This is a genomic window from Acidobacteriota bacterium (assembly GCA_016208495.1).
Taxonomy (GTDB): domain Bacteria; phylum Acidobacteriota; class Blastocatellia; order Chloracidobacteriales; family Chloracidobacteriaceae; genus JACQXX01.
Genome location: JACQXX010000147.1, coordinates 1 through 15,476, shown reverse-complemented (window position 1 = coordinate 15,476; position 15,476 = coordinate 1). Strand labels below are relative to the sequence as shown.

At 51.4% G+C, this 15,476-nt stretch carries 7 protein-coding genes; all 7 read left to right on the top strand.

The annotated features are described in order from the left end of the window. The first annotated feature begins 31 nt into the window (after positions 1-31). The 7 genes from HY774_27630 to HY774_27600 all read left to right on the top strand — a co-directional run bounded on the left by HY774_27630 (position 32) and on the right by HY774_27600 (position 15,351). Complete coding sequence (locus HY774_27630) at positions 32-1,675, top strand: TIGR00341 family protein (protein MBI4752277.1); 1,644 nt, start codon at positions 32-34, stop codon at positions 1,673-1,675. A 281-nt stretch (positions 1,676-1,956) separates the two neighbouring features. Next, on the top strand, positions 1,957-2,775 hold the full coding sequence (locus HY774_27625; protein ID MBI4752276.1) for a DUF1449 family protein: 819 nt from the start codon (positions 1,957-1,959) through the stop codon (positions 2,773-2,775). Next, positions 2,772-4,835 (top strand): flotillin family protein, encoded by a 2,064-nt coding sequence (locus tag HY774_27620; protein MBI4752275.1) that lies wholly within the window; start codon positions 2,772-2,774, stop codon positions 4,833-4,835. Before HY774_27625 ends, HY774_27620 begins: the two co-directional genes overlap by 4 nt. Before the next feature lie 188 nt (positions 4,836-5,023). Then, entirely contained in the window at positions 5,024-10,492 is a 5,469-nt protein-coding gene (locus HY774_27615; protein MBI4752274.1) for a DNA repair ATPase, read from the top strand. A gap of 242 nt (positions 10,493-10,734) precedes the next feature. Beyond that, complete coding sequence (locus tag HY774_27610; GenBank protein MBI4752273.1) at positions 10,735-10,941, top strand: hypothetical protein; 207 nt, start codon at positions 10,735-10,737, stop codon at positions 10,939-10,941. Positions 10,942-11,045: 104 nt separating this feature from the next. Next, positions 11,046-14,999: a response regulator gene (locus HY774_27605; GenBank protein ID MBI4752272.1), complete on the top strand. Its 3,954-nt coding sequence runs from the start codon at positions 11,046-11,048 to the stop codon at positions 14,997-14,999. A gap of 157 nt (positions 15,000-15,156) precedes the next feature. Continuing rightward, positions 15,157-15,351 (top strand): four helix bundle protein, encoded by a 195-nt coding sequence (locus tag HY774_27600; GenBank protein MBI4752271.1) that lies wholly within the window; start codon positions 15,157-15,159, stop codon positions 15,349-15,351. Positions 15,352-15,476 lie beyond the last annotated feature (125 nt).

Below are 15,476 nucleotides of genomic sequence, written 5' to 3'. Positions count from 1 at the left end.
GACACTCTCACCCGCCGGAAAGGAGGTCTGAATGTCACCCCAATACTTTGACCGGATGTATTCTTTTTCAGTCAGGTTCTTTGAAATATCAGAATCAGAGCGCAACGAAGTCTATCGAGAAGTTCGGGACAGTTACCAGTTGCGGCCATCCTATTTGATGATGCTGGTTCTGGCCTGTTTGGTGGCGATATTGGGCCTTTTAGCCAACAGTCCGGCTGTGGTGATTGGTGCTATGCTCATTTCCCCGCTGATGAGCCCCTTTCTTTCCGCCGGACTGGCACTGGCGATTGGTGATTGGGAATTGGGGAAGGCTGCGATGCGGACCATTTTGCTGAGTGTCATCGCGGCTATTTTGATCTCAGCCCTCGCTGTCGCTATTTCACCATTGAAAGAACCTACTTCCGAAATTCTGGCTCGGACGAACCCGAATTTACTGGACCTGGGAATTGCTTTTTTCTCAGGATGTGCCGGGACATATACCCTGGTTTCCCGCAAAGGCTTGACTGCTATTCCGGGGGTTGCCATTGCAACAGCCGTCATGCCCCCACTCTGCGTCGTGGGATTTGGGGTATTTCAACTGGACGCGCACATCGTATTTGGAGCGTTGTCGTTATTTGTTACAAATCTGGCGGCCATCATCGTCAGTGCGGCCATATTGTTTTTTCTGGCTTCATTTCGGATTTCGGAGATCAACGATGAAAAACCTCACTGGTCAGTTTCAACCCGATTGATTGTATCGGTTGTCATTCTTGGATTGCTGGCGATTCCACTGGCGCTTGCTCTGATCACAGCGGCTGAGAATTCAAGGTTGCGCAGAAACGTTGGGCTTGCCCTGACACAACAACTCAAACCTGAGGAATCTCGAACCCGACTGGTTGGGGGATGGTCGGTGCAGCGAATTGAAAACCGCGGACTGGTGGTGGAGGCCACAATTCGGACATTAAATTACTTTAGCCGATCTGAAGTTGAGGCTTTGACCAGAGCTTTAGAGCAAAAGCTGGGGGAACCGGTTGATTTGCAATTAGATCAGATTCAGGTTCGGAAAGGTGGATTGGCCCCTGAAGTAACGCCGAAACCAGTTGAACCTAAACTTCTGCCGGTGACGGATCCCGTCTATTTTTCCAGGCTGTCACAAGATTTTCTGCCGGCGGTCCAACTTGGTCTAACAACTTTAAATGCCAGGTTAGATCAGTATTTTCTGGTCACGGATCAAAAAGGGGTAACGCGGATCGAAATTATTGCCGGAGTTGAGACATTCCCTCTGCCGGAGGTTGTGGATGCCAGTCGCCGAGCAGTTATTGCCAAACTCGAAAGTGATGCCCTCGTCCGGCAGCCACCACCAGGGATTTGGTTTTATTTTGTTCCAAAGAATCCTTTTGAGCTGACAGTCAGGATTCAGAAAGGACAGCTCATCGTTGATTTAGACCAACTCACGCTGCTGAGAAAAACCCTCACAGGTTTTTTGGACCAAACCCCAAGACCCAGGATCCGGGTCCGGTTTGCTGACAGGGTTCAGCTTACCACCGAACTCAAAACAGGGGTGGAAAACCAGATTTTGAAGCAACTTGGTTTGCCGCCAACTCTGGAAGGTTCCTTCAACCCTGAGTGGCCGGAACCAAAAACTGTTGCTCCAATTGAGATTCTGGTATCTGAAATTGATGATACACTTTCGTAACATCGAGTAAATCATTCGTTGAGATTGGTGAAAAACAGATGCGATAGAAGAGAACTGGACTGGCAGTCAAAAGAAATAAGGCTGTAACATATTGATTGAAAATAGGTTGCTTGATAGTTATCTGGTGGTGTCAGAGCTTTTAATAGGTTACATTTGAGTATCACCTTGTTGCTTGAATATAACTGGTAATGAAAACAAAAATGCTCATTTCCTGTAAATCGTGGTTTGCAGTTTGTTGTTTATCAGCAGCCCCCACGGTAACCAACGCTGAGAGGTAATCTATGGCAGAGTTTCTGGACGCTGTGCTGGCCTATCCCACGGTGATTTTCAGCGCGCTTTTGTCGGTGGTTTGCCTCTACTGGCTGTTTGTGGTGGTTGGGGCTATCGGTATTGACGTCCTTGATCTGGAAGTGGATGCAGACGTGGATGTGGACGTGGATGTGGACGTGGATGTGGACGTGGATGTGGACGTGGATGTGGACGTGGATGCCGGAGACATTGACGGTCCAGATGGCGATGGCCACGAATTTCTGAATGATTTTCTCAATTTTCTAGGAATTGGAACCGTTCCACTCACCATCTCGCTGAGCATTTTTTTGCTTCTGGCCTGGACCATCTCGCTGCTGGCCCAACCATTCCAAAAAGCGCTTACCAACTGGGGGATTCCAGGGTGGGTCACTGGGACCAGTGTCGGGTTCGCTTCGCTTGTGATTGCGGGATTGGCTGGCGGCGTTATACTGCGACCGTTTCGAAAATTCTTTAAAGCGCATCTGGCCCAGGAAAATACGTCGCTGATTGGAAAACTCTGCACCGTCACCACGCTTCGGGTGGATTCCAAATTTGGTCAAGCTGAAGTGGATACCACGGGCGGTGTTTTGATCCAGGTCCGATGCGCTGAGGACAACCGACTCTCACGTGGTTCACGTGCCCTCATTATTGACTATTGCGCAAAAGACGAAGTTTTTCACATTTCTCCGCTGGATGACACGCTGGCGAAAGTGATGAGCGGTGTTGGCACATCCACTCATCATCCATCAGAAGGTTCATCGGAGCCCGACGCTCCAACCAGGCGGACTCGACACAAGGAGGAGGCCCAATGAGTCCCATTATTACGTTTGCCGTCGTTGGTATTTTGGCGCTGATTGTTCTTGGCGCCGTGACGCTCTTTGCCAAGTTTTATGTCAAAGTTGAGCAAGGCAAAGCCCTCATCGTCAACAAAATGCGGCCCGAACCAGAAGTGACCTTCACCGGGATGATCGTGATGCCGATTTTTCACAAGTCGGAAATTATGGATATTTCAGTAAAGACGATTGAAATTGACCGCCGGGGCAAGGAGGGGTTGATTTGTCGAGACAACATCCGGGCTGATATCAAGGTAACCTTCTTTGTGCGGGTCAACAAAACTCGCGATGACGTGGTCAAGGTGGCGCAGTCCATTGGCTGCGCACGCGCTTCGGATCCAAAAACACTTGAAGAACTCTTTAGCGCCAAGTTTTCCGAAGCCCTCAAAACCGTGGGGAAGCAACTGGATTTTGTGGACCTCTATACCAAGCGCGATGAATTCCGGGATCGAATTGTCGAAGTCATTGGCCGCGACCTCAATGGCTATGTCCTCGAAGATGCCGCAATTGATTATTTAGAACAAACACCGCTCAACTCGCTTGACAGCAACAACATCCTTGATGCCCAGGGCATTCGCAAAATCACCGAACTGACCACGATTGAGCACATTCGGACCAACGAATATACCAACAATGGCAAGAAACAGATTAAGAAACAGGATGTCGAAGCAGCCGAAGCCATTTTGGAACTTGACCGGCAGCAGGCCGATGCCACCGCCAAGCAACGGCGCGAAATCGAAACCGTGATTGCCCGCGAACAGGCCGAGATTCAAAAAGTACAGTCCGAAGAACGCCTCAAATCGGAACTGGCCCGGATCAAAGCTGATGAGGAAATTGCCATCAACGAGCAAAACAAACAGCGCCAGGTGGAAGTCGCCCAAAAGAACCGCGAACGCGTCATCGTGGTTGAAACCGAACGCGTCAAACGCGAACAGGCCGTTGAAGCCATTGCCCGTGAACGGGAAGTCGAATTGCAACGCATTTCCAAGGAAAAAGACCTCGAAGAACAGCGCAAGGCCATTGCCGAAGTCACCTGTGAACGCATTGCGGTTGATAAAACCGTGGCCGAGCAGGAAGAAGTCATCAAGGCATTGCGGGTGGTCGAAGAGGCCAAACGCATCCGGGAAGCCGCTGTGATTACCGCCGAAGGCGAGGCCCAGGAAAAATTGATCAAAGACCTCAAGGCGGCGGAAGGCGCTGAAATGGCTTCAAAATTCAAAGTGAAAGAAAAACTTGCCTTTGCCGAAGCCGAATATGAAATTGCTGACAAACAAGCCAAGGCCCGGCTCCGAATGGCCGAAGGAGTTCAGGCCGAAGCTGCCGCCGCTGGTCTGGCTCAGGTTAAGGTCAAAGACGCCGAAGCTCAGGTGCTTGAAAAATATGGTCTGGCTGAAGCCAAAGTGATGCGTGAAAAAGGCGCGGCTGAAGCCCAGGTGATTCGGGACAAAGGCACGACCGAAGCCGAAATCAAGCTTGGAATTGGCACGACTGAAGCCCAAAACCTGCGCAACAAAGGGTTGGCTGAAGCCGAAGTCACCCGACAGCGATATGAATCGGAAGCCACCGGGATTGCCCAGAAAGCCGAAGCGATGAAGGTGCTCGACGAAGCCAGCCGGACCCACGAAGAATTCAGATTGCGGCTTGAAAACGAACGCATCCTTGAGCTTCAAGCATTACAGGCCCAACAGGCAATTGCCGAAGCCCAGGCCAAAGTTCTGGCTGCCGCGCTCCAAAACGCCAAAATTGACATTGTGGGTGGCGATGCTTTGTTTTCGCAGCGGATCTTGAACGGCATCACGCTCGGGAAAACGATTGACGGTGTGGTGAACCGGAGCGAAACCGCTCAGGGGCTGGTCAGTTCCGTCCAAACAATGCTTGAAAACGAGCGGGGCTTGCCGGTCAATCTCAAAGACCTGACACTGGCGGGAATTTTGACCTATCTGTTGTCAAATGGAATTGACGACGGCAAGAAAGCCAGGCTTCAGGAGTTGCTTGAGGCCGCAAAGGACCTGGGCGTTGATAATTTGAAAGTTGGATGAAAACAGGGTTTCGGGTTTCGGGGTTCAGGGTTTGAAAAAACAGGGTACCGCTGTTCAAGGAATAAGGACCAAAGGGACGAAAAGGACATAAAATCGAAAACCCTGAACCCTGAACCCTGAACCCTGAACCCTGAACCCTGAACCCTGAACCCTGAACCCTGTTTTCCAAACCCTGAACCCGAAGACCTATGACCACACCACACATTCCTCCAACCACAGGTGGCCAGGAAATTGATCGCGGCACATACGAGGTCATTCGCGACCGGTTGCTGGCTCAGGCGAAGATTGTGGCTGAGAAAACCAACGCGCTCAATCAGCGGCGATTGGACTTGTTCGGTAGCTCAGAGCTGGCCATCATCGGCAGCGAACGCATTCGCACCGTCCACAATTGCATTGCGCGCGACATCATCAACGCCGGGCGGTATATGCTCTTTGGCTACAACGTCTTTATTGGGCTGAAGACGGAAACCAATGTCGAAGATGTGTTGAGTCTGCACTGGCTTGAAAAAACGGAAACCGGTTTTGCCTTTCAACCCGTTCCTCCGGGGTCAGATGAGGATTTCCTGAGTCACCCACAGTTTGTGAAGGACTTTCAGGAACTCTATCGCTATTACAAAGAAGCCAGATTGCTGCAACTTCGAGTTGTCGAAGGGAAAATCCTGGCCATTTTCCAAACTGGGGCGCTGCTCAAAGACATCAAGGTTTTTCGCTGGGCGGTTGATCCGAAAGGAAAAGTGACGTACCTCGATAATCGGGGCGAGCGAGATCACGTCTATCCGCCATCTCACGACTTTGTGTGGACCCAAACCACCCGTGAAGATCAGGTTGGCGGGAAGTTTCCGCATATTTCAATTCTCGATCAGGTATTTGTCGAAACCATCGGTGGCAACCTGACCATTAAAATCGAAGATAACACCGAATCCGGCACTGGCATTTATGAAGAACCGGTCGAAGACCCGCGCCAGTCGCTTGATGATGCCGAGGTATATTTTGCCAAACTGGGCGGTTTGATTCTGCTTAAAATTCTGCCGTTTCGTGAAAAACACTACCGCTATTTTGTCTTTAATCTCCGAACCAAAACCGTGGTTCGCATTGATGCAATTGGCCAGGCGTGTGTCCAGCTTCCCGAAGACCACGGCATCATTTTCCCCGGCGGGTATTATCTGCAATCCGGCGAGTACAAAACCTATGGCGAAAGCACCGGAATGGAATACAAACGAATGGTGCGCTCACCCAACGGCGAAGACGTGCTCTATATCTTTCACCGCCGGGACGAAGGCCGGAATGTTTTACTGCCATACAACAAGATTCGCAAAGAAGTCGCGCTGCCGATTGATTGTCACGGGTACAGCAAGTTTGATGATGGCCGACTGGTGGTACTCAAGGCGCAGGCCGAACCCACTCGCGTCCATCCGATGCAAATCTGGCAGACGCCCTTTACCAGTGACGAATATGCCGCCGCCGCACCCTCAACCGGAACATTTCTGGAAAGCATCGGGAACGCTGAACTGGTGCGCGGTATTTCCGATGCACTCAGTATTCAAAAGTTAATTGTCGAGCAAATTCCCACCACCCAGGTCTACGAAGACCTGATTGCCACGGTCAGCCGAACGCTGGACAGTTATTTCTGGCTTGATAACGACCAGGCGAGCAATATTGGCACCCTTCTGACCGAGATTCGGGCAACGGCGGAGTTGATCGTTGATGAATTTGAAAAGGTTGAGGAATTACGTAAACAGGCTGCCGAGGCAACCGAAAAAGCCACTGCCGGGCTGCGCGAACTGATTGGTTCGCTGAGGCTGACCAACTGGACAACCCTGGATGCGTATGTCAACGCCCTGACGCAATTGCGCGGGCAGCGTGGGCATTTGATTTCACTTCGGGAAGTTCGCTACATAGACCTGTCCCAGTTGGAAAAGCTAGAGCAAGAGGTTGTCGCGCAATTTGACCGGGTCAGTACCAGAGCCGTTGAATTTTTGAGAGGCGACAAAGCGCTTCAGCCCTACCATCTCAAAATTGCCAAACTGGTGGCCGAGGCTGAACCAGTGACCACGGTGCTCGCCATCAACCCGCTTCGCACTACGGTCAAGCAAATCGGGGACGAACTCGATTTACTCACCGAAGTCATCGGCGGCTTAAAGATTGACGACACGCTGGTCAGAACCAAAATCCTGGAAGACATTTCCGAGGTGATGGGTGGGCTCAACCGCGCGCGTGCGATTGTCGAAGCCCGCCGCAAGGAGCTGCTGTCGCGGGAAAGCGTGGCCGAATTTGGCGCCCAGTTCAAACTTTTTGCTCAGAGTGTTTCCAGTGCGATCAGCCTGGCTGATTCACCCGAAAAGTGTGATGCCCAGATGGGCACGCTCCTGCTCAGGCTGGAAGAAATCGAAAGCCGGTTCAGCGAATTTGATGAGTTTCAGATTCAGTTGGCTGAAAAACGCGATGACGTGATGGAAGCCTTCCAGGCCAAACGACAAATGCTGGTGGAACAGCGCCAGCGTCGCGCCGAACACACGTTTCAGGCCGCAGATCGCGTGTTGCAGGGAATCAAACGCCGCCTTTCGACCTTTAAAAACGCCGATGAATTAAACGCCTATTTCGCGGCTGATCAAATGGTGGCCAAAGTCCGCGAGCTGGTTGACGCCTTGCGCAAACTCGAAGACAGCGTCAAAGCCGACGAAGTTGAATCACGACTGAAATCCACCCGCGAAGATGCCTTGCGGGTCCTGCGCGACCGGCAGGACTTGTTTGAGGGCGCGGCGGTGGTGAAATTTGGACGCCACCGCTTGAGCGTCAACACCCAGCCGCTTGAACTGACCATGCTCCCGCGCCAGGGCGTGATGATGTTTCATTTGAGCGGGACCGATTTCTTTCAACCAGTGGCAGATGCTGGATTTGACGCCACTCGCGAATTGTGGGAGCAATCACTGGTTTCGGAAACGCCAGACGTGTACCGGAGTGAATATCTCGCCTTTTGCCTGCTGTCTGATGCCGAATCCGGGAACCATCATTTGAGTTTGGAAAAGCTGCGCGATGCCGAACTCTCGGAAACAGGTCTCATCGGCGCGGTCAGAGCCTATGCTGAAACCCGCTATGATGAAGGCTATGAACGCGGCATCCACGATACGGATGCCGCCTTGATTTTGGCCAGGGTTTTGCAACTCTATCGAACCGCAGGCCGGTTGCGGTTTGCACCGGGGCCGCGGGCGCTGGCCTGTCTGTTTTGGGCATTTCTGGAGGATGATTTGAAGCGCGAAAAATGGGGGCGTCAGGCTCGAAGTCTGGCCCGGTTACGAACTGCGTTTGGTTCCACTCCCGCGATTGAATCACTCATTGGCGAGTTGAGTGTGGCCATATCCGGGTTCTTGACAGCTCATTCCATTCCCTTTCAGCACCAGGACATACAGTTTGCCGGAACCTATTTGTTTGAAGAAATTTGCCGACCAGACCGGGTATTTGTGACCAGCGGCGAAGCCGTGACTCTCAGTCAGTCCTTTACCGATCATCTCAACCTCAATGGTCAGTGGCAGACATTCGCTGAGGATCTGGCCGAACTGCGAGGTGATCTGGGGCAGAGTTACCGTCTGGCCAGTGCCTGGCTAGATGCGTTTGTCGCCACCGCCACAATTGAAAAAGTCGTTGAAACCCGGCTGGCAGTAGCCGAAGCCGTGGCGTTGCTGTTAACTGATGGCCGGCTGGAGCGAGTGCAAAGCAGCACCATTCCGGGACTGGTTGTGGATGGACTCCTGGGACAGCATCCTCGACTGTCCGAGCGCCGGTTGATGGTTCGACTCGATGAATTTCTGATGCGATTGGGACGGTTTCGAACCGACCGAGTTCCCACATTTCGGGCCTATCAGGAGCAGCGTCATGCCCTGTTGCGACAGGAACGGGAACGACTCCGGCTGGATGAATTCACGCCAAAAGTGATGAGTTCGTTTGTGCGCAACCGGTTGATCAATGATGTGTACCTGCCGCTGATTGGTGACAATCTGGCCAAACAGATTGGAGTGATTGGTGATGGGAAACGCACCGATTTGATGGGAATGCTCCTGTTGATCTCACCGCCCGGATACGGGAAAACGACGTTGATGGAGTACATTGCCAGCCGACTTGGGCTGGTGTTTATGAAAATCAATGGACCGGCACTCGGGCATAAAGTGACGTCACTGGATCCGATGGAAGCTCCGAATGCCACGGCTCGCCAGGAAATCGAGAAACTCAACCTGGCGCTCGAAATGGGCAACAACGTGATGCTCTATATAGATGACATCCAGCATACACATCCCGAATTTCTCCAAAAATTTATTTCCCTGTGTGACGCCCAGCGCAAAATTGAAGGCGTCTGGAATGGTCAGACGCAAACCTACGACCTGCGCGGAAAACGATTTTGCGTCTGTATGGCTGGAAACCCGTATACCGAATCCGGCCAGAAATTCCAGATTCCGGATATGCTGGCCAACCGGTCTGATACCTACAATTTAGGCGATGTTCTGACAGGTCGCGAAACACTGTTTGAGTTGAGTTATCTGGAGAATGCGCTGACATCAAACCGTGTCCTGGCACCGCTGACAACCCGTGAACCGGGTGATGTGTACAAACTGGTCCAAATGGCCAAAGGTGAGGCGGTCCAAAGCGACCAGCTTTCGCATGGGTATTCCGGCGTTGAAATCGGCGAAATCGTCAGTGTTTTCAAAAACCTGCTCCAGATTCAACAGACGGTGCTCAAGGTCAACCAGCAGTACATCCGGTCGGCTTCTCAAGATGACGCCTACCGAACCGAGCCGCCGTTCAAGCTCCAGGGAAGCTATCGGAATATGAACAAGCTGGCCGAAAAAGTCGTGGCGGTGATGAATCCGGATGAGTTGGAAAACTTGCTGGATGATCACTACCTTGGCGAATCGCAAACCCTGACCACCAGTGCTGAGCATAACCTGCTCAAACTGGCCGAGTTGCGCGGGCGGATGTCCCCGGAACAAACCAGCCGCTGGAACGAAATCAAACGCGGATTTGCACGGGTCAAAGTAATGGGTGGCAAAGATGATGATCCGGTGGTGAAAGTCACTGGCCAAATTGGGTTGGTTTCCGAACGGCTTGAAGACATTTGCGCTGCCCTGACGAGCTTGCATTCAGTAACGGCACTGCAAACCGAACAATCTGCCCGAAGCAACGACCTTTCAACCTATTTGACCAAACTTGACCAAACGTTGAATGTGCTGCGGCGAATGCAAACAACCCCGGCCACGGATCCAACGCTGACTTCACTGCTCAACTCGGTGGCTTCCGGATTGGAAAAAGTTATAACTCATCAAGCGACTCCACCATCAATTGAAGTCAAAAGTGCGACGACCAACGGCGCTGAACTGGCACCCTATCTCAACAAGCTGGATCAAACACTTGAAAAACTGGCCACCACCAGCGCCAAAACAGCGATTGTGCAAACCCTCTCGCCGGGTGTGTATGACCTGCTCAATGAAATGCTGGTCAATGTTGAAAGTGCCTTGCTGCCGATGGTGCGGTCACTGGCTCGCGAAGTCTCAACCACGCCAGGCGTTGAGACCAAAATTTCAACCCAGCTTGACCGGACCTTAAAAAACCTCGATATGCTCAAAGACCTGCTCAAGGCGCTCAGGAAAATTGAGACTGGGAAAGGGTAAGGTACCGGGCGGTGAGAAAGAGAAAGTGGTGAGAAAGAGAAAAAGGACATAAAGGACATAAATTCGAAAACCCTGAACCCCGAACCCTGAACCCCGAACCCCGAACCCCGAACCCCGAACCCCGAACCCCGAACCCCGAACCCCGAACCCCGAACCCTGAACCCCGAACCCCGAACCCTGAACTACATTTTTTTGCGTTTTTTCTGGAAATTTCTTTAACGAATTCTCACCTTCTGAGTAGAATGGCTCCTGCCACCTTACTCGCAACTTTGATTGCCGAACACATTCTGAAATTGATTTTGTCTGCCACCAGTGACTTCTATGGCGGAAAGAACTTTCATTTGGTTGTTGGTGAAAAAACCTTGTCTCTCAGTCGAGACCAGCGGTTGGGTTGTTTCCAGTCGCCGGTTCCAATGTTTGTGGAAAAACAGGAACTCAAGGTTCTCTGATTCACAAATGCAAAGTGAAAGGAAGCCGCGGTTCACCTGAGTCAAAACCCCAGGTAGACCAATTTGCGATCACGCACCACCATTGTCACGGCAACATGGTCAAAATGCGCATCTTATTTTGCGGACTCATTGGATTGATTCTCACACTGGCTTGCGCAACATCACCGGTGTTTGGATTAGATCCAAATAAAGCCATCACTCAATACAACCAGCGGGTCTGGCAGGATGGATTGCCCCATACTTCAGTTACCACCATCGTCCAGACACGGGACGGCTACATCTGGTTGGGGACGTATGAAGGACTGGTGCGGTTTAATGGACTTGAGTTTACGACCTTTGACAGCCGCACCACACCAGCGTTCTCAGTCAATGGAATCCTGACGCTGGTTGAAGGAACGGACGGAGCCCTGTGGGTTGGAACCAATGGTGGCGGGGTGGTGAAATACGACCAGGGGCGGTTTTTGACATATTCAACCTTGCAGGGACTTGCCAATAACTACATTTTTTGCCTGGCTTTCGACAAATCGGGCAATCTGTGGATTGGAACCGATGGCGGCGGAGTGAATTGCATTCACTCCACGGGAGAGATCACCAAAATCACAGCCAAAGATGGACTTTCAAGCGATTATGTCCGGTCACTTACGGTTGATTCCAAAGGGATATTATGGGTCGGAACCACCAATGGCGGACTGAACCGGATTCAAAATGGCAAAATCACGACTTACACCACTCGCGAAGGGCTGGCCGATAATTCGCTCCTGTCGCTGTTTGAAACCCGTGATGGGGTGCTGTGGATTGGCACTGGTCGTGGCGGGTTGTGCTCATTCAAAGATGACAAACTTGAAACGCTCAATGTGACCAGTGGTGTGTTGAGCGACCCGCTGCTTTCCTTTTTGGAAGACCGGGATGGGAATTTCTGGATTGGCAGCGGCGGCAGCGGATTGTTGCGGTTTACCAACGGAAAACTTTCGGTTTTCACCATGAAGGAAGACCTGCCCAACAATGTCGTCCGGGCATTGTGGGAGGACCGTGAAGGCAATCTGTGGGTTGGGACTGATGGCGGGCTGGTTCGATTTAAAGATGGAAAATTAACCACTTTCGGGACAAAGGAAGGGCTCTCCAGCAACGACACGCGGGCCATTTTTGAAGACAGTCAACACCGGTTATGGGTTGGCACCATTGGGGGTGGCCTCAATTGTTATGAACAGGGTGTCTGGCGGGCTTATACCACGCAAAATGGCCTGGGCCGCAATATTGTTCGAGCCCTGTGTGAAGACAAGGAAGGCAATCTGTGGGTTGGGACTGATGTTGGCGGATTGTGTCGCTTCCGTGATGGCAAATTTACGGTCTACACCACGGCCAATGGCCTGAACCACAATACCATCCGCGCCTTGTGTGTTGATCATGAAGGCACACTCTGGATTGGTACCTATGGCGGAGGTTTGAATCGGTATCGGGATGGTGTTTTTACCACCGTGACCACTGAAAACGGGTTGGCCCGCAATGTCATTTTCGCACTGTATGAATCGCGTGACCATACACTCTGGATCAGCACGTTTGGCGGTGGGGTAACCTGTCTCAAAGATGGTAAATATTCGGTTATCACCACCAAAGATGGACTGGCAAGCGATCAGATATGGTCATTTCATGAGGACGCTGACGGCGTGATGTGGATTGCAACCAACGCCGGCATTTCACGCTATCGGGACGGAAAGTTTGCTTCCATCAGCTCAAAAGACGGATTGATCAACGATGCCGTTTTCCAAATTCTGGAAGACAATGTGGGCCAGTTGTGGGGCAGTGGCAGCCGCGGCGTGTTTTCAGTCAGCCGTCAGGCACTCGCAGACTATTTGGACAAAAAGATAAGTCAGTTAAATATCCTGTCCTATGGAAAATCGGATGGAATGGCCAGCAGTCAATGTACGGCGGCGGCCTATCCCGCCGGGTTTAAGGCTCACGATGGCCGGTTGTGGTTTCCGACCACGGCGGGTGTCAGTATGGTCAACCCCGCCAGCATCAAGCTCAATGAAACCCCGCCTCCCGTCATCATTGAAAAATTCATCGTTGATTTACAGCCAATTGATCGTGCCCAATCCCTGATGTTGAGTCCTGGGAAAAACAAGTTTGAATTCCATTTTGCCGGTTTAAGTTTTGCGGCGCCCGAAAAGGTCCGGTTTCAATACTGGCTGGAAGGCTATGACCACGATTGGGTTGAGGCGGGCACCCTGACACGGGCTTATTATACAAATCTGCCGCCGCGCACCTACCGGTTTCGGGTCCGGGCTTGTAACAATGACGGCGTCTGGAATGAAACCGGAGATGCCCTGACATTTACGCTCAAGCCGTATTTCTATCAGACCACCTGGGCGTACCTGCTCGTCTTTGGATCAATTTTGGGGCTGATGGTCGGAGGCGTTCGGCTCCGGTTGAAATCCCTGAAGCGTCACAACGAAGCACTCGAAGCCAAAGTCAGGGAACGAACTGCCCGTCTGGCTGAAACCATTAACCAGCTCAAGTTTTCAGAGCATGAAATCCAACGCAAAGCAACTGAACTGGCGGAAACGGTGGATAAGTTAAAGCTGTCCGAGCGTCAGGCCCTGACCGCCAAAGAAGATGCCATTCAATCCGAGAAAAAAGCTCTGGACGCCAACCGGGCGAAAAGTACATTTCTGGCCAATATGAGTCACGAGTTGCGCACTCCGCTCAATGCTATCCTTGGGTTTGTGCAGATTATGCAGCGCCGGTCAACGCGTGATCACGAAGATCAGGAAAACCTGAGCATTATTTTGCGGAGCGGTGAGCACCTGCTTGGACTCATTAACGATGTGCTTTCAATTTCAAAAATCGAAGTCGGAAAAATCACACTTTCTGAACAGCCATTTGATCTCCAAAAATTGCTCCAAACCTTGCAGGAAATGTTTCGTGTGCGCACCCAGGCGAAAAACCTGATGTTGTTGTTTGAAATTGACCCTTCCGTGCCCCAGTTTGTGCGGGGGGACGAAGGGAAGTTACGCCAGATTCTCATCAACCTGCTCGGCAACGCGGTCAAATTTACTGAATCGGGCGGCATCACCTTGCGGGCCCGGTGGAGTGGCGGTACCGCGTATTTTGAAGTCCAGGATACTGGAGTTGGAATTACACCCGAGGAAATTCCACAATTGTTTGAACCGTTCGTCCAAACCCGAAGCGGTCAGAAATCGGCTGAAGGCACCGGGCTTGGGCTGGCCATCAGTTCCAATTTCGCCCGGTTGATGGGCGGAGATATCACCGTTCGCAGTACCTATGGAAAAGGTTCGGTCTTTGCCTTTGCCGTCGAACTGGAACGAGTGTCGGGCGAACTGGTCAGAAATGAAGAACGCCGAGTCATTGGGTTGGCGCCAGGAAGCCCACCCTATCGAGTTCTGGTCGTGGATGACAAATATGAGAACCGGGCGCTGCTGATCAAACTCCTGACTCCGATTGGGTTTCAGCTCCGGGAAGCGGTGAACGGGAAGGAAGCGGTTGAACTGGCGGCGGAGTGGAATCCACATCTGATCTGGATGGACATTCGCATGCCGGTGATGGATGGCTATGAGGCAACACGGAAAATCCGTGAACAGGAGCAGGAATCAAACCAAAAACTTGCCGCAACGAATGGGCAATTCCATCGAAAAATCATTGCGCTCTCGGCCAGTGTGTTTGAGCATGACCGGGAAGCCATTTTTGCTGCCGGGTGCGACGATTTTCTCCCCAAACCATTTCGTGAAAATGAAGCCTTCGACAAAATGGCCCATCACCTCAAGCTTGAATATGTCTATGATTCCGAAGAAGATACCTCACCCCTCTCAACACCAGCCTCGGGTGAAATCAGGGTGGATGATCTGGCCCGGTTGCCGCTGGTCGAAATCCAAAAATTGTCTCATGCCCTGACCATCGGAGATACTGAAGCCGCGACCCGGTTGATTGAAACCATTCGTCATCTGAACCCGGAACTGGCCGTTGAGTTGACAGCCATGGTCAAAAACTATCAATTTGACGAAATTCTGGATCTGGTCGAGCAGGTGGAGAAGAGTGAATAGAGGGTTCGGGGTTCGGGGTTCGGGGTTCGGGGTTCGGGGTTCGGGGTTCGGGGTTCGGGGTTCGGGGTTTTCGAACATCCAGTAAATTGAGATTTAACAAATTATGGAATGAGGCTTGCCTATTTGCTTCCAAATTTAATGTTTTGGAGGCTCATTTATGTTGCAAACTTACCGTGATTTAGAAGTTTGGAGAAAAAGCATTGATTTAGTTGAATCAATTTATCAGATTACCAGGTCTTTTCCCTCGGAGGAAAAATTTGGATTGATCAGTCAAATTCAGCGAGCGGCGGTTTCAGTTCCTGCAAATATTGCCGAAGGTTACGGAAGAAAACACCGAAAAGAGCTAGAATAGTTCTTGAATTTTATATTTTGTTGCTATATAAAGCTATGTATGAATATATACAAACCACGCGAATTTGGCGCGTTAATCGGGCGGGCAGTGATTACGTTACAGAGTTGGGATCGGAAAGGGATATT

Excerpts from the sequence above, each read along its gene's own strand:
- HY774_27630 (MBI4752277.1), top strand. The coding sequence starts at position 32 with ATGTCACCCCAATACTTTGACCGGATGTATTCTTTTTCAGTCAGGTTC.
- HY774_27625 (MBI4752276.1), top strand. The coding sequence starts at position 1,957 with ATGGCAGAGTTTCTGGACGCTGTGCTGGCCTATCCCACGGTGATTTTC.
- HY774_27620 (MBI4752275.1), top strand. The coding sequence starts at position 2,772 with ATGAGTCCCATTATTACGTTTGCCGTCGTTGGTATTTTGGCGCTGATT.
- HY774_27615 (MBI4752274.1), top strand. The coding sequence starts at position 5,024 with ATGACCACACCACACATTCCTCCAACCACAGGTGGCCAGGAAATTGAT.
- HY774_27610 (MBI4752273.1), top strand. The coding sequence starts at position 10,735 with ATGGCTCCTGCCACCTTACTCGCAACTTTGATTGCCGAACACATTCTG.
- HY774_27605 (MBI4752272.1), top strand. The coding sequence starts at position 11,046 with ATGCGCATCTTATTTTGCGGACTCATTGGATTGATTCTCACACTGGCT.
- HY774_27600 (MBI4752271.1), top strand. The coding sequence starts at position 15,157 with ATGTTGCAAACTTACCGTGATTTAGAAGTTTGGAGAAAAAGCATTGAT.